Below are 22,607 nucleotides of genomic sequence, written 5' to 3'. Positions count from 1 at the left end.
TTCTAAAGTATTTGCGATACGCCAACATTTCGAAACCCTGACGTTACCCAATCTGATTGAACTTTAACTATGATTCAAATGTACCCTTATGAATTTCTGGCTATCCTATTTTTCATCAAATTTAGGCTGGGAGAATGATACGAACGGTTGTGCCTTTTTGCGGTGAACTTTTTACATTAATGGATCCTCCATGAAGGTGAACTAATTGTTTCGTTATGGCCATCCCAAGACCAGTTCCACGACCGGAATCACTTGTATTGGTACCCCGGTAATAGCGCTGGAAGAGCTTATCTAGAGTTTCATTGTCCATACCTATACCATCATCTTCAATCGTAATAATCAGAAGGTGCTGCTCAATAGGCGAAATAGATACTATAATCGTAGTACCAGAAGGATTATATTGGATAGCATTCGCAATTAGGTTATCAATAATCCGTTGAAACCATTTGGTATCGATAGATGCTATAGCTGTTTCGTTTTTCGGCTGGAAGACGAATTTCATGTAGCTGTTAGTTGGATCATTTATGAAATGGATAATGGTTCTGCGTATGAATTCTATGATATCTACTTCTTCTTTTACAATGGGCAGAGCTTGATTTCTTAAACGGTATGTTAATGTTAGATCTTCAAGTAATTCCATCATATATCCTGACTTTTCGGCAATGATTAAAGCGAATTCTCTTGTCTCTCTTTCTGTCCACGAGTAATTTTCAGATTCAAGCATTTGAGCATAACCTGATATGGAAGCAAGAGGCGTTTTTAAATCATGCGAAAGACCGCTTATCCATTCATCTCTAGTTTGAGTCATTTTCCTCCGTTGGGTTTCGTTTTGATGCAGGGTCTCGGTTAACTGTTCAAGGGTTGTAATCAATTCCTTATATAACCGATATTTCCTTTTTAGCTTTCCTTTTTTATTTAACATGATAGGGTGCTGATGGAGATCGAGTGGCTGTTCATATAAACCACTTCCAAGATTTTGAATCCATTTCATCATCGTAATCAAAGGAACCCCGAATTTACGTGCATACCAGAAAGTTCCTGTTAACAACAGAAGAAATAACACTATAAAAATGGTTAAAACACTTTTACTGATCCTTTTGAACAAGTTTTCTTCTAGAGAGGTCGAACCTGAATGGTTTATACCCACAATGATAGTCTGTTCTGTCTCTGTATCAAAGAAAGCATCAACTGAATCTTGTGCACTCTCTGATAAGGTTTTAAGGTCCTGATTCGTGTATGAGATCCCTTCCTTATCGGTACCATAGCCATCCAATACCTTCCCGGTCGAATTGATTAATTGAACCCATCCCTCTTCCTCATCTATTTGCTTAAGAGTAGTAGCGGAAAGATTAAGATGATGATTTTTCCAATCGACACTTGTCTTAACCTCTTTTAACAGACTAGTCTCAGAATTTTTTCTACCGAATATAAGCAATTGTGGCTGCGGATACGCTTCATCTAATTTCCAATGGAAGTATTCCACAGGGTCAGAGTTATTTTGCAGCATTAAACCGGCAAGTTCGCTCTCATTAAAATGTGAAGGTACATTTTCCGAAGTATTGTAATCTCCAATGACATCGCCGTTTGTTGTCAGGACTAGGAGCCAGCCATTCTGATTCTTTGCCAGCTGTTTTAATTCGTCATCGAATGCCACTTTTTTACCTTGTATCGTAATCCTATCAGAAAAGAAAGTGCTATCTGCCTTAGATAAATCTTCTGTAACCTCGTCATTCATGATGGAAAAGCCAATGATCGCCCAAATGGACAATAGAATAAAGAAAAATATGATGAAAACAAGAATTAATTGTATAAAAAACTGAACAATGAAGCGTTTATGAATGTTCATGTTTACTACCATCAGAAATAAATTTATAGCCAAGTCCTCTTACTGTAATAAGATGACGTGGTTTACTTGGGGTGTCCTCAATCTTTTCCCGAAGTTTACTAATATGGACCATAACGGTATTATCCTCACCTAAAAATTCTTCGCCCCACACTTTTTCATAAAGCTGACTTTTACTAAAAAGCTGATTTGGATATTTACAGAAGAATAGCAGTAGCAGGTAAACCTGTGCAGGCAATTCTACTGTCCTGCCATTCACGGATACTTCTCCAGATAGAGTGTTTACTTGGATTTGTCCGTATTGGTAAAACGTTTGGGAAGTGTGTGAAACCTTTCCTGAATGACGCCGTAAATGTGCTTTTACCCTTGCGACAACCTCAAGTGGATTAAAGGGTTTTGTAATATAATCGTCTGCGCCTAATGCAAATCCAGAAAGTTTATCCAAATCTGTTGAACGTGCCGTAAGAAAGAAAATGGGGGCATCGGTGGTTTCTCTAATGAGCGGACAAATTTCAAAACCGCTACGATCTGGGAGCATAACATCCAAAAGGATCAAGTCATATCTTTTTGTTTGACATAAGGTCAAAGCATCCGCAGCAGTATATGCTGTATCTATATATTTGAATTCTTCTCTTTTTAGAATCGTTGTTAACATATGTAGTATTGCACTTTCATCATCTACAATTAATATTTGTGTCTCTTGCATATGGATACTCCCATTCTATTATGATATATAAATTATCATATCATTCGTTTACCAATTATTTAATAATTAAGGAAAAATTAAGGTGGAGTTTCTGGTAGCTTAAGAAAGAACACCTATAATAGTGCTTAAGTGATGAACAGGAAGGAAGAGACTTAGTATGTATATTATTGGAAAAAGAGAATTTATCAGCTTATTTAAAGGAATTAAATCAATTATTATTGTAATGATGTTATTAGCTACCTCCTATTATTCAGCCAAGTTTTCCGATTTATTAACGTCTGGGATTGAACTTACAGCGAGGGAAGCTGAAAATATACACACAGTTGGTCTTTTGATCCTTATATTATTTTTTGGACAATTATTTGTTATGGGCCTTTCACACGATAGCCTAAACAGAGAAACACACGAACGCACTATCAGATTTTTAGTGACAAGAACGTCAAGAACCTCTATTATACTGGGGAAGTTTTTAGGTATTTGGCTATTTTGGCTTATTTGCCTAACGACCTCCTTTTTGCTTACCAGCGTCTTTTCCCAGAAGATTGATGTTTTTATCTTTACTCAGACAATGAGTTTATTAACCTACCAAATAGGCTTAACAATCTTACTGTCCGTTCTCATTCCTAAGCCTGGATTTACCATGTTCCTTGGGATCATGGTTGGGTTAGCTTTTCCTATTATTGGATTATGGGTTTCTTTTACGTCGAATGTATGGGTGAGTTGGATGAAATTCATAACCCCCTATTATTATCTGATTAGGGAAGACTATACCTTTTTGGTGATTGTTATATTAGCAGGTATCATGCTCGTTATCGCCAATCTGATTTTCAAAAGGAGGGAATGCTGATGAACGCCATAGAAACAACGCAGTTAAAGAAATCGTATGGAGCGGTACCAATCGTAAAAGGAATTGATCTTATCGTGGAAAAAGGAGAAATCTTTGGTTTTCTAGGTCGTAACGGAGCTGGTAAATCAACCTTCATCAATATGTTAACCGGCATTATTCAACCCAACTCTGGAACTTACTCGCTTCTAGGTGTAAAAGGTTCAAATGATCAGGTAAAGAAGAGGATTGGGGTAATGCCAGATTACTCGACATTATATGGCTCGTTAACGGCGGTGGAGCATTTGAAGTTTTTATCAGCTCTTTCAGGAAATCCAGCAGGAAAAGATAGGTGTATTGAAGTCCTGCAGTTAGTTGGTCTTGAATCTCATGCTCATAAAAAAGCCGCTAAATTTTCATTCGGTATGAAAAAGAAGCTTGGAATTGCACAAGCCATCATCCATGAACCTGAGCTAATCTTTCTTGATGAACCAACTTCAGGTTTGGATGCGGAATCCGCAATCCATATTCAAAAGCTGATCAAGGATTTGCAAAAAAGAGGGGCGACCATTTTCATGACATCCCACAATCTTTATGAAGTAGAGAAAATATGCACCCGAATTGCGATTATGAAAGAAGGTCAGATTGTTAATATTGGCACAATGGAAGAACTTAGGAACTTATATAGGTCGACGATAAGGGTCAAGCTTAAGCATTCTTCGGTGCCGAAATCGGAACAAGTAAAATTACATCAGTGGCTGGAGTCAGTAGGTACAGAACTGGAAATGAAAGATCCTTACGTGACTATCAATATTGATGATGAGAAAAAAATTGCTGATATGATCCGAGCTTTCAATCAGTGTAAGGTTGATGTCTTACGTGTAAATGTAAAAGAACCATCACTAGAAGAAATCTTTTTGGCCGAATAGGCTAAATGAATATAAGTTTATAAAGCACATTGATTTAAAATACAGGCGGTGATTTTATTAATTCTATAATGAGCTTACCTCAAAAAAGATTATCCAAGGATGCGATAAAAGTGTGGATGTTAAGTGAAACGATTACGAATCTAATCGCATTCATCATTCTAGGATTCTTACTTTACCTAGATTATCGTTTTTCTTGGAAAGAGTGGATCGGTTGGATTCTGATTGGGATTACAGATATCTCTGTGCTAGGTGCAGTCTGGTCATTGATCAGCCCTTTTCTCCTTTATAAAAACTGGCGCTTTGATGTAGATGAAGAGTTTTTACAATTGAAATCAGGTGTACTAAATGAAGTGCATGAAATTGTCCCAATAACAAAAATTCAATCGGTTGCAACCAAACAAGGACCATTACTTAGAAAATACGGACTCTGTTCAGTTTCAATTGAAACGATGGGTTCCGCTCACTCGATACCAGCTCTACCAAAAGAGGTTGCTATCAAGTTAAGGAATCAGATTGCTCAATATGCAAAAATTAAGGAAGTGGTGCAATGACGACAGCAAAACGATACAATCCACTTCTTATGCTTTTTAATTTCTGTAAATTAGTCAGGAATTCCATTTTCTTTGTCATTTATTTCTTTGTGATCAAAGCTGGTTCTGAATCCACCTTCATCACATATGGCAGGGTTGTTTTTTTTATAGTTTTCGGATTAACACTTTTTTCAATCATTTTAAAATGGGTCACCCATAAATACGAACTTGATTATCGTTCCTTTCATCTATACAAAGGAATTTTCAGCAGGTCTGAACGAACCATTGCTTTTTCTAAAATTCAAAACGTCAACCGTCATACGTCTTTATTCCATCGGATTTTTAAAGTGACTTCCGTTAATTTTGAAACAGGTATAGCAGGTGAGGATGCTGCTGTTAGATTCGAAGTCATTTCTCAAAAGGAAGCAAATCGAATGGAAATGCATATGAAAAGTAATGTTCAGGAAGAATTGGCCACCATTCATGCTAGCGAATATAAAGATATTCCTTCTGTTGAAGAGGAAGTTAAAAAAAGAATCTCAAATCGGACCAATCATTATAAGCCGACAAAAAAGGATATTATAAAAGCGTCTTTTACATCTCTTAGTTTTTTGGTCCTTATTCCTTTTATTAGTTCTTTTTATTTCAAAATCAATGATATCTTTCATGTGGAAAATAAAGCAGTGGGGATTTTTGAAAAGCTAATAGGCTCTTGGTGGATGATGACGATCATCATCATTGTTTTCGTCATTGCTTCTATAACGTTCGGAATAGTGAGGACTTTTTTTAAATATGGGAATTATCAAATTTCCTCAGACTATGATCGAATTTACATTACGAAAGGTCTAATCGATGAAACTGCCTTTTCTATAGCCAAAGAAAAAGTGCAGGCAATTGAAATTAAACAGTCCTTCATGAAACGGTTGCTCGGACTTGCCGAAGTGAAACTGACAAGTGCAGGTGGTTTGAGTTCTGACGAAGATTTGCTTGAAATCAACTCACTCTATCCCTATCTACCTGTTAAACGGGCATATGAAATAGTCTCGGAAATATTGCCATTTTATGAAATATCACAGAAGATGACTCCCCTTCCGATAAAATCCTTTTGGGTGCGCATACTGTGGCCAAGCTGGTTCTGGATCATAGCAACAATTCTCTTATTTTATTTCAAGCCAACTGTTCTGGAAGTGGAGGAAGCTTGGTGGATTCTTTCTGCTATCCTAATAATTATTATTGTTGTTTCAAGGTTATTAGATTTCTTCAATACCTTCTACATTTTGAACAATGACTTCATTCAATTCAAAACCGGGAGTCTCACCACATCTTTATTCGTGTCAAAACGAGATAAGATCATTGAAGTGAACGTAACCCGAAATATCATTCAAAAAATGCTCGGCCTTGCCTCCATTGGGACAATCAACCGGGCTAAACCGGTGCATCATGCTGGTATTGACCATGTGTCTTTTGAGATGGCTGATTCGTTTTACAAATGGTATATGAATCGTAGAAATGAAATCAAAGTTGAATGAAGGGTATAACATAAAAATAGGATCAATATCAGGGTAAGTGTTCGATCAGATCATGATTACTGTCAATATATATAATAAAGCCTGTATGAGAACGGTGCATTGTCAATAATGGGATTCCTTTTCGGCAATATATTTCCTGTGGATAATATTTACCATTTTTTATAATTAAAGTAATAAAACACCAATAAAATAACTCCTTGCGTTATAATGAATGGGCTCCAAGGGAAGTGACAGAAACCTGCAGGAGTGATCATTTGAATGGAGGTTATATGTGTTGAAGAAAAAATTATTGGTCATGATTCCAACAGTTGCCTTGATGTTGGCCCCTCTAGGAACGGTTACTTCAATTACCCACGCAGCATCAAAGGGCAGTGAAATCCAGAAAATCGAAACGAAGGCGGAAACACGCCCGACCCTCAGGAAAGGCTCACGTTCGAGTTATGTAAGAGACTTACAGCAAAGCCTTAAAGATGTTAAATATAATGTAGGTGTTGATGGGATTTTCGGTACCCAAACACAAAATGTGGTAAGGGAGTTTCAAGTGGATCATAACTTGAGTTCGGATGGTATCGTCGGACCGAAGACATGGGCTGCTTTAGATGAAAATAAGGTGGAAAGAAGACAGTTCACGGAGAAAGACGCGATCGCGTTAGGTAAGAAGAAGCTGGGTAACAACATCGTATTCAGCGGTGATGGCAGATTGCTGAAAGATGGCAAAGGAAAATCATATTACAATTATAAAGCAGCTAATAAAGATTGGATCGATCAAGGCGGCACAGGAACGATTGGGTGGTTTTACATTTATAAAGATGGCCGTGTAGTCGAACAATAAAGGGATATATATGCAAAAAATGTTCTCACTTTAAGTGGGATTTTTTTTATGGATATTAAAGTAGACTAAATACATCTATTTTTGGCTATAAATAACAAGTAAATATAGATATAATAGTAAATGGACAGCAATTTGGTATAGTGGGCAGCGGTCACTCCTTTTCAGAAAGGGGGTGTCGCTGGTGATTTCTATTATGGACGGACTGATGCTAATGATTTCATTCGCCTCTTTAATCGTCGCAGTAATCGCGGTTACATTAAAAAAGTAACCCCCTCCATACCATCCGGCCAGATGTATGTAGGAAAAGGGTTACTTTCATGATCGAGTAGCAACTGACTTACCACAGAAAGCCGCTGCTCTTTATGCAGTTTGCTGTTCATTAAGACGCTGGTTAAACCAGTGTCTTTTTTTATTTATTAGTTATCAATATTATATCCTCATTTTGCCTATACATTCAACTAAAAAACATGGGTGAGATATTGCTTAACGAAGTCTTTGGTAAAATCAATTAGACTTTCGTTAGATCCTTGCCGGAATCCAGTTTGAATAATTTCATTCCTTTATAAGAAACAATTGAAGGAATCATACAAAGCAAGGCCATCGGTAAACAATAAAGAAGATAGAAATGCCCTCCGTTGTCCAGCAAAGGAATATAGGCTAAAGCAACAAAAAGTAAAGTGAAAAAAATGATCGTGAAAATCCCGAAAGATTGATGATAGAAGGCATGAATTTCCCTTCTTTTTTCATCTTGGTTGGGTAAGGTCTTTACTGCTTTGTGCGTTCGAAGGAATAGGTACAAGGAGAACATTAGAAATAAAGCGGAAAATGGTAAAGCGATTGTAAATAATGAAACGTCAAGAATGGAAAGATAAAAGCTGGATAAAAAGAAAACTTCAGATACCCCTAATGCAAAACAATAATTGAAGATACTTATTCTATCAGGTTGTTTAAGCATGAAATCCCTCCTTCTATATCATATTATGCAACTGCTTTCATGTTCACCACTTTGTCACATTTAAAAGGAAAATAAATGTTCCAAGTTCCACCCAGGATCAAGCAGATGGGTAAATGGCATCGCTCGATAGTAGTCAGATTTATCAAGCCTGCAGATTTTGAATAGAGTCTTTGCATATTACGAATAGTAATAAAATATCGCTTAAAGGGGGGAGTGCTCAATGTCTGTAAAAACGGCAATTAAAGGATTTTTGCTTGTTCTTCTATTATATGTCCTTTATGTAGTGGTGACGGCTGTTGTTCTTTTCCCCAAAGCAGAAAAAGAAGAAAATAGGCCGATTAAACAGGTAAGTGCATATATGGGAGAGAAGGAAGCCACCGTGGATCGTGTCCTGCTTCTCGAAGACGGTTATGAGTCGGGACTAGCCCGAATGCGTATGATCCAGGAAGCCCAGCATTCAATCGATATTGCCTACTATGCTTTTGGAAAAGGCAAATCAACAGAGCTTTTTCTTGGAGCCTTGATTGATGCGGCTGACCGAGGTGTCAAAGTCCGAATCCTTCTGGATGGAATATCTCATGGACTCAGAGGTCAATTAAGCAGTGCCCGTTATGCATTGGCCTCGCATGAAAACATTGAATTAAGATATTACGAAACCTTTAAGCCATTTAAGCCGTGGACCTGGCATAATCGCCTTCATGACAAGATCATCACTGTAGATGGAAAGTTAGGCATCATCGGCGGGAGAAATATTGCAGATAAGTACTTAGCAAGCAAGCCGCCGAGGAACTTTGTCTATGACAGGGATGTACTCATTTTCAATGCTAAAGAGGAGAAAGATAGTGTAATCGTTGAAATGAAGGACTATTTGAATCAATTATGGAATCATCCGTATACGAGCGATGTTTTTTCGGACCTCTCGAAAAGGCAAATGGAAAAAGGGAAAAGTGAAAGAGATGCATTGGCGAATAAATACAGCATAGCTTTGCAAACTGAAGCCGATTTCGTTAATCCAGCCGTCGATTGGAGCAAGGCTACAACACCTACTAAAAAAGTGTCCTTCATTCATAATCCAATCGAACGGTTTAACAAATACCCTTTTGTGTGGAGATCTCTATTGGATATTGCGGCGAATGCCAATCAATCGGTATTTATCCAAAGTCCCTATATTGTTCCTGCGGATGCCTTGAAGGAATATGTACCGAAGAAGATGAATTCAAAGGCTGATTGGACGATACTAACCAACTCGACGGCATCAACCCCGAATGTGATCGCTTTTTCCGGATACTTGGAGCTTAGGGATAGTATCGTTGAGACGGGGGCAAGGCTTTATGAATATTCAAAGCCTTATTCTTTGCATGGTAAATCGGTTGTCTATGATCAACGATTAAGTGCAGTGGGTTCCTACAACTTGGATTCTCGATCTGCCTTTTTGAATACAGAATCGATGGTGGTCATCGATAGTGAAGCATTTGCAGCGCAGTTGACAGGAGCCATCGAGTCGAAAATCTCAAATAGTACACTCATTGCGGACAATAAAAAATATATAGAACCACCTGAAGATCAGAAAAAGGAAGAGTCTTTTGTTAAATCCACCTTTTTAAATGCCCTCTCGAAAGTTACGGTATATTGGAATAGGTTCATTTGAATGATGACGAAAAGGACAGCAATCACGGAGATTGTTGTCTTTTTTGCCTTTAGCGGAGATTATGTTATGAATACATGTGGAATTTGCTATACTTGAGCAAGCTAATCACAACAATCGTAAGGAGAACAGAAACATGCAAACATTACAGCACCTATCGAAACATATTGCCTACCTGACGCCAGTTCAGGAAACGGATCGCCCGGTACTTGCCGCCGTGACGGGAAACAAGAAAACGCTTATCATCGATGCCGGTAACTCAGTCAGGCATGCACAGCTCTTTAAGGACGAATTGCTTCGGAATGATATTAGCGGGAATTTCCTCGTTCTTACCCATTCACACTGGGACCATGTTTTCGGACTGGAGAATATCGGGATTCCAGTGATTTGTCAGGAAAAAACATACACCAACATTAAAGATATGCAGCAGCTTTCATGGGAAGATCAAGCCCTTGATCAACGGGTCGAAGAAGGGACGGAGATTACCTTTTGCGCCGATGCAATCAAATTGGAGCATGGGACGAATAGAGAGATTTCCTTTCCTCTGCCCGATATCATCTTTGAAAGAACGATGACGATCGATCTCGGCAATATAACCTGTGTCATTGAGCATGTTGGGGGCGATCATGCCAAAGATTCCTGCATCATCTATGTACGGGAGGAAAAAACATTATTTCTGGGAGACTGCCTTTATGCCAATCTTTATGCTGAAAAATGGAATTATACGGCTGAACAGGCTTCGCTGCTCATTAAGAAAATTGAAGCCTATGATGCCGAAACCTACATACTCTCCCATCATGATAAGCCTTGCACGAGACTGGAAATGGAGGCGGAGCTTAAGCTAATGAAAGAATGTGCCAGAGCGGTGGTCGAACACCGGGGAAACCGAGCTTTAATGGAGCAGGAACTGGCTAAAGAACTAAAGCGGGATCTAACTGAGGACGAACGTGAAACAATTGGATTTTTCGTGAATGGTTACTTTGAGTGATTGAAGACCATAGGGGTGGCTTGGGGTATGAGGTCGGTAATACTGGGCTGCTCATACCCTTTAATTTGGCCTTAGTTCTCAAAGGCTCATTCAAGGTCCCCACACCAAATCGATAATAATAGTTAATAATACTGAAACAATAAGAATTGATAGGAAACCTGATATGATTTTCCCTGCTTTTGCTCCTCTATTATCGGGATAAATATGACCAATGATAAAGGAAGGGATGAAAAATATAGCCGAATAGAACATTGTATAATGAATACCTGAATCTCCATTTGACCATGCGCTTAGTCCGATATTAATTAAAATATCATCTCCTATGCAAGGTTTATCGCCAAATTGAAAGGTAAACAATATTCCGATTAAACACAGTGCAAAAGAAAGGGAACCTAAGCCGATATCCTTTGTTTTCCTAACTTCAATAGTTTTCATTTCTATTCTCCCTGTATAAAAATAACAAAATATGTGTTTTATATTGTAACATTTATAGCCTTATTTCTGGTCCCGTTTAATATAACTTTTATATAGCTTGTACATGTATCACGAGGGAGGATTCATCATTTCTATAGGGCTTCAAATTCTGTAAACATAAGGTCTTTTATAGGCTTTTGCTCTTTGCTTGGAGGTAGTCATAGCCCTTAGTTGTCTTTGTGAGATTGGTGGTACGATTACTGTCCCTGAGGGATACATAATGTTGTTTTTATCATTTAAATGACGTGCATTGACTAACAAGGCATGTCCGAATTCATGAGCCAAGATATCCATATTTTTTTGTTGGAATGTATCATATGTCATGACGATATTACCCAGTGTTCCTTTATTATCCCAGCTGACGTTACCAATAGCCTTTCCATCTTTAAGGTCTTGTGCATTAATGTAAAACACAGCAAGTCCAGTTTGACGGCCACGATTACCTTTTCTTAAGGCTCTAAAAACTTCCTCCCGTTGTCTCATCTGCAAAGGTACGGAGATCCTTGCTATAGTGGCATCAGTTTTCAAACCACACTTCCGTGCTCCTTCTTTAGTTCTTAAATCACAAATATTAGGCCGAAAATCAATTCCCCATATGTCACTGGCGTATTTAAATTGTGTTCTTATATCTTCTTCTCTCACTTCAGCAGCGTTACCTAAAATGAAAACACAAACATCGGTCGTATACCGAGTACTCTGACCATTGTTATTCTTACTGGTTTTCTCATCTTTTTTCTTTGACACAGCGTTCATCCTTTTTTTTATAATTGCCACATGATAATAAATGCAGAAATTCCTCAAGATGTTTGGACAACCCTAAACAAAAAGTTGAATGACCAAAGAATTTAAAAAAATCCAATTTTCAGAAGCATGTAAGGCTCCCTTAGGGGAGTTCATAATATTTGTATCGTATATACTGTGTTCAAAAGCGTTATTTGTGGTAGTTTATGGTAAATTGCAGAAAAACAATAATAGGGGGATGGAAATGAAACTTTTACTAAGATTATCTTTAGTAAGTATTTGTGCATTGTTTTTAATCCCTGCAAGCGAAGATTGGAAAACTGGTAAACTGTACATTCTGTTGTTCGGTGACGGGGGAAAAATAGTGAAGTGAACATATGATTCTCTTTTGAAAACATTATCGTTTCATTTATTGTGACACTAACTCAGCAAGTACCTTAATCCCTGTTTCTCCAAAAAACTGCACCTCTGATTGTTAGGTGTTTCTAACAATTAGGGTGCAGTTCAGATTAATTATGAGCTTTTTCCAGAGCTAGCTTTAACCCGAAACCAATCAAGACCGTCCCGGTTATACCCTCGAAAATCGCTTGGGTTCTAGGCTTTTTCATGAAAGCACTGATCTGGTTCAGCAGATAGATATAAAATACAAACCACAACGCAGTTAAAACGGTGTACGTCATGCCCATGATCAGGAACGGTAAAAACGTATCATTTCCCGGGTTCACGAACTGAGGCAGGAACGTTAAAAAGAAGACGGCCACTTTAGGGTTCAGCAGATTGGTAAGGAAGCCTTGCTTAAAGCAAGACTGGTTTTCGTACTTACTTTTGACTGATGTTTCCGCCGCTGCGGCCACTTGTTTATTCCTTAATCCCCATAGGGTCTTGAAGCCTAGATATACTAAGTAAACGGCACCGACATATTTGAAGATGGAAAATAGTAAAGCGGATTTCACAATGATTGCCGAAAGTCCTAACACGGCAGCTGATGTATGAATAAGCAGGGCACAGCACGTGCCGAACATCGTTTTAAAACCTCCCGACGTCCCCACGGTAACGGTGTTCCTTGTGGCTATTGCTGTATCTGGACCGGGTAAGATGATGAGAAGAATGCACATGATGATGAACAAATAAAAGTTTTCCATATTCGGACCTCCACTCTTAGTGATGAATTCTGAAAATTATAACATAAATACACTTGGTTTAGGGAGATAAATTTGATAGTTAATGGTTACCTCAATAGAAAGGGAGGAAATAAAAAAACAAGCCAAATCATTTTTTGATCTGGCTCGCTTTTTAGAAAAATTTTGTTAGGGTAACTTTTTCAACACAGCACGTACCGGACTTCCATCTGCTTCAACTAAAGGAAGAGGGAGGGCTGCCAGCTCATAATTACCCGGTCCTATATCGTCTAATACAAGTCCTTCCAAAATGTGAATTCCATGACCGGCAAGTTCATGGTGGGCAGACAGTTCTTTACTATCCAGTGGATCTACTGATGGTAAATCAAGACCAATAAGACGGACGCCCATTTCTGAAAGATATGCCGCTAATTCTGGCTGGATAGGAGGAATCGTTTGTGGAAACACACTTCGATCCTGCCATGCATCCGTCCGTATTAACAGACGGGTAACGCCAGTTAGATCTATACTGGATAATTCATCGACTCCGATGCTTGTCTTGTTTGGTAAATGGATAACTCGGGCATTTCCCATATATAAGTCGAGATCCAAATCAATCACTCTTTTTCCATCGTCATCAAAATGAAAAGGTGCATCAATATGGGTACCGGTATGGATACTCATATTGATTTGACCAACATTGACAGATCCACTTTCTTCTTTACTCCAATTTACTTTATAAGAGAAAGGTGTATCTCCAGGCCAAACTGCAACGTTATCATCCAGACGTTGTGAAATATCAATCCATGTCCCCATGCATCTACCTCCATCTCTGCTGGCTGTTTCTTTGCTGCTTATTTCATCATAGCTTCGTTCTTAAACTCCATAGTTCTGGGAAAAAGTGTTGATCAAGTGCTCTTTTTAAATACGTTACACCTGATGATCCGCCAGTACCTTGCTTATTACCAATAATCCTTTCCACTGTGGTCATATGATTAAAACGCCATAATTGCTGTTGGTGGCCAATGTCCACTAACTTTTCGCCCAGCTCATATAAGTCCCAATATTGCTCAACATCGCGATAAACTGTCAGCCATGCCTCTTCTACACTGGCATTTGGTTCATATCTTTGTGACCAATCCCTGCTGATGGCTCCTTGATCAATAGGTAATCCGCGGGCTACAAGAGCATTAATCGCCGCGTCATAAATACTTGGCTCATGAAGGGCCTGCTGCATTTGCTCGTATAACTCTGTTATGTGCTGATAAACTGATAGCGTATGGACATTTTTGTTTCCTAATGCAAATTCAATCAAACGATTCTGATAAGATTGGAATCCGGAAGATTGTCCCAGTTTATCCCTGAACTCCATGTATTCAGCCGGAGTTAAGGTTGAAAGGACATTCCATGACTGAATCAATTGCTGCTGGATCCTTGAAACGCGAGACAGCATTTTAAACGAAGGTTCCAACTTGTTTTGGCGGATAGACTCAGTCGCTGCTGTCAACTCATGTAAAATGAGCTTCATCCATAGCTCACTCGCTTGGTGGATAATGATAAATAGCATTTCATCATGATGATCGGAACATCTATGTTGACTGGTTAAAATCTTATCAAGGTGGAGATAATCTCCGTAAGACATCGATTTTTGAAAGTCGGTTTGAATTTCTTTCTCTAGACCCGTTATTGTTTTTTCATTGTTATCCACATTTTTCATTCCGCAATCTCCTCACTTTTCCATATGCAAAAAACTATTTATTTCGTCATTCTATTCTATCTTCTTTTCCAGAGATTCTTCCATTACATTATGGTTATTATTTCTTCTTTTTGAAATAAAATAAGCAACAGCTAAAAATAGTAACCAAGGAATCCCGAATTGAAGCATGATTTTGAAATCCGTAAACCATGACGTAATCATCAAACTGAATAGAAGAACGGCTCCCAGTATCGTTAAATAGGGAAAACCGATCATCCTTACCGGTAACTTGCGTCCGCCTGTTTTCTCCCATTTCACTCTAAAAAACAAATGGGAAATGAAGATCATGAGCCATGTGAACATGGCACCGAACATGGAAATCCCCATCATGAAAGCATAGGATGAACCAGGAAGTAACGCATGAACGCCTGCAGCGATGAAAATCCCCGTTGAAGAGACAGCAAGGGCTTTTGTAGGTACACCACTTTTGTTTAACTTTCCTAAAAAGCTAGGTGCATGTTTTCCACGTGCCAATGAAAACATCATCCGTGTTGAAGCATAGAGCTGAGCGTTCATGGCAGATATGGCAGCCGTTAGAATAATAAAGTTCATGATCCCGGATGCACCTGGAATGTTCAAGATTTCCATCACTTTTACGAATGGGCTTACCTCGATCCCTGCCGTTTTCCAAGGAACGATCATCAGCATGATGCCGATTGTCAGCACATAGAAAGTGGATAAACGGAACACGGTCGCTTTTAATGCTTTAGGGACAGCTGCATCCGGATCTTTTGCTTCCCCAGATGTAACCGCTATCAATTCAGTTCCCAGAAAGCTGAATAAAGAAATAAATACGGCTATCCACATCCCCTTCAAACCAAATGGGAAAAAACCGCCTTCATTCACGAAGTTTTCCGGTCCTATATGCGGCTGTTCGGATGAACCGAATAGTACATAGGCTCCAAGAAGGATAAAACCAACAATGGCACTTATTTTAATAAAGGAGAACCAATACTCAAATGTCGCGAATGTATTCACGCTGGTAGCATTTACATAAATCAGGACACCTGCAAACAACAAAATCCATACGATTCCCGGCACGGTCGGAAACCAATAATTCATATATACGCTGACTGCACTTACTTCAACCCCAACAGCCAAAACATTGCCAATCCAATAGGAATAGCGGACAAGATAGCCTGCCATTGGAGTCATGTACTTTTCCGCAATGGCCCCAAAAGATCCGGAAGTAGGATGGGCAACCGTCATTTCGGCTAAACAGCCCATCAATAGTAAGACAATGAACGCCCCAAGAGCATAACTGAGCAATACACTTGGCCCTGCCGCTTGAATCGCAAGTCCGCTGCCAAGAAATAGCCCCGTCCCGATGGCACAGCCCATCGCGATCATGGAAAGCTGACTTGTTTTCAGCTCTCGCTTTAATCCTTTTTCTGGCTCATCTTTAAAGTTCAATTGAGTATTTTTGTTCTCCATAGTTCATCCCCTTTTTTTAAAAAAAGATTTCAGCCTGCCATAATTAACTAACCATTTGAGGGATGAGCCCCATTTGGCGGAATTCCATGTTATGCGACCACTTCACGCTCATTCTTGAATTTTTCATATTGTTTTTCTGACATGATTTTCTTGAGTATTTGTACAACTTCCCAAACTTCTGCGTAGGAAGTATATAGTGCAACCGGAGCGAGACGAATGATGTTAGGTGCCCGGAAATCTGGAATGACACCGTTCTCTTTCAATGCCTTGCATATCCGTGCAGCTTCTTTATGCTCGAGGCTTACATGACCTCCGCGGCGTATGTCTTCACTAGGAGTTCCAATGAAAAATCCCATGTCTTCCAATTCGAATTCGACTAAATCCATTAAATATTGATTGATTTTCAGGGATTTTTCGCGAATATTCTCAATTCCCGCTTCTATAAAAATGTCCAAAGACCCAATTAAAGGCGCACAACTTAACACATGGGGCGTGCCAATTTGATACGCTCCTGCTGATTCAGCTGGTGTTAAGGTATGTTCCATATCGAATTGTTTATCTTTTTTGGAGCCGAACCATCCAGCCAATCCAGGCATCGTTCCAAAATGTTTTCGATTTACATATAAACCGCCAACACCGCCAGGACCGCCATTTAAATGTTTATAATTGCACCAATACGCAAAATCCACATCCCATTCGCTGAATGAATGCGGGATGGCACCGATGGAATGGCATCCGTCAAATCCGATTACAATTCCTCTTTTATGAGCCTCATCAGTCAATCGTTTCATATCCAATATTTGACCGCTGCGATAAAGGACCGTTGGTAAGATGATTAAAGCGATGTCATCGGTCATTGCTTGGATAATGTCATCTTCTTCAAGAAATCTGCCATCGCGGCTTTTGACGCGGATGAGATCGGTTTCCGGATCGTATCCATGTGTACGCAGCTGACTTTGAAGAGCATAAATATCAGTCGGAAAGGTTAATTCATCTGCCAAAATTTTTGTGCGCATTCCTTCAGGCTTATAAAAAGTAGCTACAAGCTGATGCAGATTCACGGTTGTGGAGCCGGTTACAATAACTTCCTCGGGAGAAGCTCCGACCAATTGGGACATCTTCGCGCCCAATTTCTCAGCCATGAAAAACCATGGGTGATTCCCTTGCGTCCATCCATCGATCCCATGCTCTTTCCAATCTTCCAAAGACTCCAGAAGAGTGCGTTCAGCCCTTTTCGAAAGAAGCCCCAATGAGTTTCCATCCATATAGATGGAATCCGGCTTTAAATAAAACTCTTCTCGAAAACCTTTAAGCGTATCATTCTCATCCATTTGTTTAGCGTGATCCAATGTATATTCAGAAACCATAATCATCCTCCTATATTAGTATATTAATAATTCTAGGAGAATCGTACCAAAGAATATGACATGGTGTCAATAAGTTAATTCAGAAAATTATAAACATTGAATCGAACTTTCCAACAAATGTTTTTTATTTTATGGAAATCCTTTATGCTAGAAGATAAGGGGAGGAATAAGCATGGAGAATGGCAAAGTAGGGGATAAACGGCATTTACGCTCGATCATGACACGACAAAAGTTATTGGAAGCTGCAAAGGAAATATTTCTTGAAGAAGGTTATCAAGCTGCGCTTATTTCCCAAATGATCAAAAGGGCAAACATCGGATACGGAACGGCCTATGTTCATTTTAAAGGGAAAGAGGATCTGTTAATTGTATTAATGGAGAATGTAATGGAGCAATTCTATGAAATTGCCGAGACCTCTTTCTTTCCAAAATCAAAAGACGAAGCAAAACATATCATAAACAGACAAGCTAATTCATTTTTGAAAATGGCAGAAGCTGAACGCAACATGATGCAAGTTTTCGAACAGGCCATTGGGATATCAACCATTATTTCAGATAAATGGAAAGCGATTCGCATGAAGTTCATTCAGCGAATTTCAAAGGACGTCGCCTATGCACAGCAAAATGGTCTGGCAAGGCCTGAACTAAACCATGAGCTTGTGGCAAGAGGGTGGTTTTTCACAAATGAAATGTATCTGTGGGAAATTGTCCGAAACGAACACCAAAGCACTGTCGAAGAAATTGCTCAAACCATCACCTCAGTTTACGTCGAAGGCTTGTATTTGTAATGATAATGACAGTACACCAATCTTCCGGTTTTATCGGAAGATTTTTTTTATTTCAAAACTCACGAGTAAACCCGCAGAATTCACGAGTAAGCCGCCCAAACACACTAATAAACGCCGTCATTAGCATCGGACTTACAGCGTCTACGCCTTAAGTCTTACTAGAAAATATAGCTAAGGCTCATTATACGAACTTGTAAAAGTAGATAAGATATAAACATAGAAAGGAGGACGAAAACAATGAAGAAATTTGGTTTATTTATTGTAGGACTGATCGCACTTTTCCTGTTACTGGCGAACGTTGGTCCACTGATCAGCCTGGCGATTTGCTTGGCGATCCTATACTTTGGGTTCAAGCAGTTCATGAAGTCCGAATCGACAGGGGCGAAGATTGCGTGGGGATCAGTCTCCATTATCGTGCTGATCGTTTCTATTTCCCATATCCCGGCAATATTGGGACTGGTGGCGGCTTATGTTCTTTACCTGGTTTATAAAAAATGGAATGAAAATGATGAAAGTGAATCATCGAAAGAAAATGACCCGTTCTCAAATTTTGAAAGAGAGTGGAAAGAGTTGAATAAGAACTAATAGAAGGGACGGAATTGAAATGGGTAATTTATTTTCAAGAATGAAACAAACGATTTCAGCGGATTTTCATGACTTGTTGGATAAGAAGGAGCAAAAAAATCCGATTGGAATGTTAAATCAATATTTGCGCCAATGTGAGCAGGAGACAGATAAGGTCGGTAAGCTGCTTGAACGTCAATATCTTTTGAAAGAAGAGTTTACGCGTGAATATAATCAAGCGCAAAATCTAGCTGAAAAACGTAAGCATCAGGCTGAGATTGCTAAGCAGTCAGGAGAAACCGATCTAATGGAATTTGCTGTAAAGGAAAGCCTGCACTATGAAGGTCGGGCGCTAAGTTTGAAAGAGGCGCATAAAAGTGCAGAGGTTCAGTTAGCTGAACTGGAGCGGAAATATGAAGAAATGAAGCATAAGCTGAAGGATATGCATCTAAAGCGGTTGGAACTGATGGGCAGGGAAAATATTGCCCGGGCAAACAACCGGATCAATCGGGTATTGGACGGAGGCAATTCCGAAGCCAAACCGGTAGCGATGTTTGAAGAAATGGAGCATTATATCGATCGCATCGAGCACCAGGTCCATACAGATTATAATCGGCATACGATCGATGCCAGGATTGTCCAGCTTGAAAAAGAATTGGAACAGAAAGAAGCGTAAAGGTTTGTAAGGCATCTCTGTAATCCCCTGGCCTTTTGGAATGGAGGTCGGGGAAAACAGGCTGTCAGAAAATGATAATTTCATGGTATTCTTAAAAGGCACGGGTTCCTGTGCCTTTTAAGAATATCATGATCATATACAGGGGAGGCGAACCGATGTTGAACAAGATGAAGACGGACTATATGGGATGGATACTTCTCATCGGAGTCGTCCTGCTTTTTTTAGAGATTTCATTTACGGGTGGAGGTCTCCTTTTTTCCATCGCTTTTTCAATAGGATGTATCTATTTAGGCAGGAAATTCACAAAACGGACAATCGGGAAAATTCTATTTTTTATAGGGCTGATTTCCCTTATCATCACCGTCTTGAATATGTTCGTTTTTAGATTTTTCCTAATGGCGATCCTTATTTATCTATTGCTTTTATATTATCAGTCCAAAAAGAATCCTGATTGGGTCAGTCCCATTATAACCAATGATGATTCGGACGAAGAACGGATCAATAAGGAGCCACTGCTGAAAACCGATTATCTATTTAAAAATAAATTGTTCGGTCATCAACAAACGGCCGAACATGTATATGAATGGAATTCCGTGAATGTTCAGGGCGGTGTCGGTGATACGGTTATCGATTTAAGCAAAACGATTTTACCGAAGGGCGACGCTGTCATTTCCATCAGGAATATCATTGGCAATATCACTGTTTTTGTACCGTATGGAATCGAAATCAGGGTCCATCATTCTGTCATTGCAGGCAGAGCGCGGATCTTTGAGAATAAGCCTGAATCCAGGGTCTTTAATCAAATTTATTCCTACCAAACGGAAGGGTTCAATGAAACGGATCACAAGGTTCATATCATCACTTCAATCTTAGTTGGGGATTTAGAGGTGAAGCGGATATGAGCATACTGACACGGCAGATATTGACTGCCCTTGGTGTTGCTTTTGTTCTTTCCCTTGCCTTGCCGGCGGCGGTTTTCTTCATTTTTCCTTTATCCGACTGGAACTTATTATGGGAGAAAATGGTCATGGGGTTACCCTTCGTCATATTCCTGCCAAGCCTGGTCATGACGGTAGGGCTGATTTATGGAGTTGTTTCGGGAATGTTTTGGAAGAGGCAGCTCGAAAGGGTGGATGAAGGGCTGCATTTACTTGAACAGGGCCGTCTGCCATCGCAACAGGAGGGGTATCCGGTCCAAGAAATCGCTAAAATGGCGGAACGGATGCAACTGATCCATAAGCAAATCAATGAGCAGACAAAATTATCGCAAAAAATGGCGAATGAAAAGGCCATTGATCAGGAGAAACAAATCCAGGAAATCGTTTCCCAGGAACGAAACCGTTTGGCGCGGGAGCTGCATGATTCGGTGAGTCAGCAATTGTTTGCAGCTTCAATGTTCATGTCGGCCATCACTGAATCACAATCCGATATGGAAAAAACGGAAATGAAACAATTCAAGGTAGTGGAAGAAATGATCCATCAATCCCAGCTTGAGATGAGGGCGCTATTGCTTCATTTGAGACCTGTTGCATTAAAGGGAAAATCTTTACATGAAGGAATGAAGGAGCTTCTTTTGGAATTGGCCCAAAAAGTGACGATGGATATAAATTGGAAGATGGAGCCTGTCACTTTGGATAAGGGGATTGAGGACCATCTGTTTCGGATTTTACAAGAATCGATTTCCAATACACTGAGACATGCAAAAGCCAATTCGCTTGAAGTGCTATTGATCGTTCGTGATGGAATGGTCATTTTACGAATAACGGATGACGGCATCGGTTTTAACGTCGAGGAGTCGAAAACGGGATCATATGGTCTGCAAAACATGCATGAACGGGCTGTTGAATTAGGCGGAACGATGCAACTTGTAAGCGTTCCGAATAAAGGAACGAAACTTGAAGTGAAAATCCCATTATTAAATGCTGGAGGTGATCATGATGATTAAAGTATTATTTGTCGATGACCATGAAATGGTAAGGATAGGGGTATCGGCTTATTTATCCGCACAATCGGATATCGAAGTGATCGGGGAAGCGGACAATGGCTTGAAAGCTGTCGAACTGGCAATGGAATTGCGTCCGGATATCATTTTGATGGATTTGGTGATGCCGGAAATGGACGGCATAGAAGCGACGAAACGAATTATCGAAAAATGGCCTGAAGCAAAGATCATCATTGTGACAAGCTTCCTGGATGATGAAAAAGTGTACCCGGCATTGGAAGCCGGAGCGACGAGCTATATGTTGAAAACATCAAAGGCCAGCGAGATTGCGAGAGCCGTCCGTTCCACTTTCCAAGGTCAAAGCGTACTTGAACCTGAAGTGACGGGAAAAATGATGGAAAAGCTGCGTCGCCCTAAAATCACCCAGCTTCATGATCAATTGACAAACCGTGAAATGGAAATTTTATTGCTTATGACTCAAGGGAAAACGAATCAGGAAATTGCCGATGAACTATACATAGCCCTGAAAACAGTCAAAGTGCATGTCAGCAATATATTAAGCAAGCTTGCGGTACAGGACCGCACGCAAGCAGTGATTTACGCATTTAAGCATTCGCTCGTTCAAGAGGAAGAGTAAAGAGCGTCTATTTACCAATAGAGGAAAGTTTGTTATATTTAGGGAAATATCCCATCCTGTAAAGTTCATTCAAGGTTGCTGATTGCAGCCTTTTTTACGGATTACAGGAAAAAAGTAGGTGAAATGATGTTAAGAGTGATTTTAGAATTATTTCGTATAATCACCATTATTTTCGTTATTGGAATGATAATGGGGCTCATCATTAATTCAATCTATGCGATTTTTGGAATAACCGTAGAGAATACCACGGGCGGATGGATCGTTGGTATGGCAATTTTTCCATTACTTTATGTACTCTATAAAAACCGGCTTCAATTTTCAGGTTTCTATA

The 22,607-nt window shown here is 39.5% G+C and carries 24 protein-coding genes; 14 read left to right on the top strand and 10 right to left on the bottom strand.

Going from position 1 to position 22,607, the window contains the following annotated elements; all coding sequences use genetic code 11:
* Positions 1–121: 121 nt before the first annotated feature.
* The gene (locus ACYP5M_RS11575; protein WP_452444504.1) at positions 122–1,846 is read right to left on the bottom strand and encodes a sensor histidine kinase; all 1,725 of its coding nucleotides are present in this window, start codon (positions 1,844–1,846) and stop codon (positions 122–124) included.
* Positions 1,833–2,549, bottom strand: coding sequence for a response regulator transcription factor (locus ACYP5M_RS11570; protein WP_452444505.1), 717 nt, complete (start codon positions 2,547–2,549; stop codon positions 1,833–1,835). Before ACYP5M_RS11570 ends, ACYP5M_RS11575 begins: the two co-directional genes overlap by 14 nt.
* Before the next feature lie 157 nt (positions 2,550–2,706).
* On the opposite strand from ACYP5M_RS11570, the gene ACYP5M_RS11565 reads away from it, so the two are divergent.
* The 5 genes from ACYP5M_RS11565 to ACYP5M_RS11545 all read left to right on the top strand — a co-directional run bounded on the left by ACYP5M_RS11565 (position 2,707) and on the right by ACYP5M_RS11545 (position 7,192).
* The gene (locus tag ACYP5M_RS11565) at positions 2,707–3,396 is read left to right on the top strand and encodes an ABC transporter permease (protein WP_452444506.1); all 690 of its coding nucleotides are present in this window, start codon (positions 2,707–2,709) and stop codon (positions 3,394–3,396) included.
* Positions 3,396–4,301, top strand: a complete 906-nt coding sequence (locus tag ACYP5M_RS11560; protein ID WP_452444507.1) for an ABC transporter ATP-binding protein — start codon at positions 3,396–3,398, stop codon at positions 4,299–4,301. Before ACYP5M_RS11565 ends, ACYP5M_RS11560 begins: the two co-directional genes overlap by 1 nt.
* Positions 4,302–4,417: 116 nt before the next feature.
* Entirely contained in the window at positions 4,418–4,852 is a 435-nt protein-coding gene (locus ACYP5M_RS11555; RefSeq protein ID WP_452444620.1) for a PH domain-containing protein, read from the top strand.
* Entirely contained in the window at positions 4,849–6,360 is a 1,512-nt protein-coding gene (locus ACYP5M_RS11550; protein WP_452444508.1) for a PH domain-containing protein, read from the top strand. The genes ACYP5M_RS11555 and ACYP5M_RS11550 overlap by 4 nt, the downstream gene beginning before the upstream one ends.
* Positions 6,361–6,631: 271 nt before the next feature.
* Complete coding sequence (locus ACYP5M_RS11545; protein WP_452444509.1) at positions 6,632–7,192, top strand: peptidoglycan-binding domain-containing protein; 561 nt, start codon at positions 6,632–6,634, stop codon at positions 7,190–7,192.
* Between the two features lie 508 nt (positions 7,193–7,700).
* Here the strand turns inward: ACYP5M_RS11545 and ACYP5M_RS11540 are convergent.
* Positions 7,701–8,147 carry a hypothetical protein gene (locus ACYP5M_RS11540; protein ID WP_452444510.1) on the bottom strand — a complete coding sequence of 149 codons (447 nt, stop codon included), beginning with the start codon at positions 8,145–8,147 and terminating at the stop codon, positions 7,701–7,703.
* 220 nt (positions 8,148–8,367) lie between these two features.
* Here ACYP5M_RS11540 and ACYP5M_RS11535 point away from each other — a divergent pair, with 220 nt between their 5' ends.
* The gene (locus ACYP5M_RS11535; RefSeq protein WP_459735059.1) at positions 8,368–9,795 is read left to right on the top strand and encodes a phospholipase D-like domain-containing protein; all 1,428 of its coding nucleotides are present in this window, start codon (positions 8,368–8,370) and stop codon (positions 9,793–9,795) included.
* 133 nt (positions 9,796–9,928) lie between these two features.
* Positions 9,929–10,780, top strand: a complete 852-nt coding sequence (locus ACYP5M_RS11530; protein WP_434167672.1) for an MBL fold metallo-hydrolase — start codon at positions 9,929–9,931, stop codon at positions 10,778–10,780.
* A gap of 90 nt (positions 10,781–10,870) precedes the next feature.
* Here ACYP5M_RS11530 and ACYP5M_RS11525 read toward each other — a convergent pair whose 3' ends face one another.
* Positions 10,871–11,215, bottom strand: coding sequence for a hypothetical protein (locus tag ACYP5M_RS11525; RefSeq protein WP_452444512.1), 345 nt, complete (start codon positions 11,213–11,215; stop codon positions 10,871–10,873).
* 141 nt (positions 11,216–11,356) lie between these two features.
* On the bottom strand, positions 11,357–11,998 hold the full coding sequence (locus ACYP5M_RS11520; protein WP_452444513.1) for a hypothetical protein: 642 nt from the start codon (positions 11,996–11,998) through the stop codon (positions 11,357–11,359).
* Between the two features lie 241 nt (positions 11,999–12,239).
* Here ACYP5M_RS11520 and ACYP5M_RS11515 point away from each other — a divergent pair, with 241 nt between their 5' ends.
* Positions 12,240–12,368, top strand: coding sequence for a hypothetical protein (locus ACYP5M_RS11515; protein WP_260358459.1), 129 nt, complete (start codon positions 12,240–12,242; stop codon positions 12,366–12,368).
* A gap of 136 nt (positions 12,369–12,504) precedes the next feature.
* Here the strand turns inward: ACYP5M_RS11515 and ACYP5M_RS11510 are convergent, their stop codons facing one another.
* The 5 genes from ACYP5M_RS11510 to kynU form a co-directional block, all read right to left on the bottom strand.
* Positions 12,505–13,137, bottom strand: coding sequence for a LysE family translocator (locus ACYP5M_RS11510; protein WP_434167670.1), 633 nt, complete (start codon positions 13,135–13,137; stop codon positions 12,505–12,507).
* Positions 13,138–13,302: 165 nt separating this feature from the next.
* Complete coding sequence (gene kynB, locus ACYP5M_RS11505; protein WP_434167669.1) at positions 13,303–13,929, bottom strand: arylformamidase; 627 nt, start codon at positions 13,927–13,929, stop codon at positions 13,303–13,305.
* Between the two features lie 46 nt (positions 13,930–13,975).
* Positions 13,976–14,830 carry a tryptophan 2,3-dioxygenase gene (gene kynA, locus ACYP5M_RS11500; protein ID WP_459735058.1) on the bottom strand — a complete coding sequence of 285 codons (855 nt, stop codon included), beginning with the start codon at positions 14,828–14,830 and terminating at the stop codon, positions 13,976–13,978.
* A gap of 51 nt (positions 14,831–14,881) precedes the next feature.
* Positions 14,882–16,303 carry an amino acid permease gene (locus tag ACYP5M_RS11495; protein ID WP_434167668.1) on the bottom strand — a complete coding sequence of 474 codons (1,422 nt, stop codon included), beginning with the start codon at positions 16,301–16,303 and terminating at the stop codon, positions 14,882–14,884.
* Between the two features lie 89 nt (positions 16,304–16,392).
* Positions 16,393–17,670, bottom strand: a complete 1,278-nt coding sequence (gene kynU, locus ACYP5M_RS11490; RefSeq protein WP_402939341.1) for a kynureninase — start codon at positions 17,668–17,670, stop codon at positions 16,393–16,395.
* A 172-nt stretch (positions 17,671–17,842) separates the two neighbouring features.
* Between kynU and ACYP5M_RS11485 the strand changes: the two genes are divergently transcribed.
* The 6 genes from ACYP5M_RS11485 to ACYP5M_RS11460 all read left to right on the top strand — a co-directional run bounded on the left by ACYP5M_RS11485 (position 17,843) and on the right by ACYP5M_RS11460 (position 22,276).
* Complete coding sequence (locus ACYP5M_RS11485) at positions 17,843–18,457, top strand: TetR/AcrR family transcriptional regulator (protein WP_434167667.1); 615 nt, start codon at positions 17,843–17,845, stop codon at positions 18,455–18,457.
* A gap of 237 nt (positions 18,458–18,694) precedes the next feature.
* Positions 18,695–19,042, top strand: a complete 348-nt coding sequence (locus ACYP5M_RS11480) for a lmo0954 family membrane protein (RefSeq protein WP_101223131.1) — start codon at positions 18,695–18,697, stop codon at positions 19,040–19,042.
* Between the two features lie 19 nt (positions 19,043–19,061).
* Complete coding sequence (locus ACYP5M_RS11475) at positions 19,062–19,697, top strand: PspA/IM30 family protein (protein WP_434167666.1); 636 nt, start codon at positions 19,062–19,064, stop codon at positions 19,695–19,697.
* A gap of 155 nt (positions 19,698–19,852) precedes the next feature.
* Positions 19,853–20,599 carry a cell wall-active antibiotics response protein LiaF gene (liaF, locus tag ACYP5M_RS11470; protein ID WP_434167665.1) on the top strand — a complete coding sequence of 249 codons (747 nt, stop codon included), beginning with the start codon at positions 19,853–19,855 and terminating at the stop codon, positions 20,597–20,599.
* A complete protein-coding gene (locus ACYP5M_RS11465) occupies positions 20,596–21,642 on the top strand; it encodes a sensor histidine kinase (protein ID WP_434167664.1) in 1,047 nt (348 codons plus the stop codon). The genes liaF and ACYP5M_RS11465 overlap by 4 nt, the downstream gene beginning before the upstream one ends.
* Complete coding sequence (locus ACYP5M_RS11460) at positions 21,635–22,276, top strand: response regulator (RefSeq protein ID WP_452444514.1); 642 nt, start codon at positions 21,635–21,637, stop codon at positions 22,274–22,276. Before ACYP5M_RS11465 ends, ACYP5M_RS11460 begins: the two co-directional genes overlap by 8 nt.
* Positions 22,277–22,607 lie beyond the last annotated feature (331 nt).

The organism is Peribacillus sp. N1 (assembly GCF_054600815.1).
This window is presented reverse-complemented; position numbering and strand designations above follow the sequence as displayed.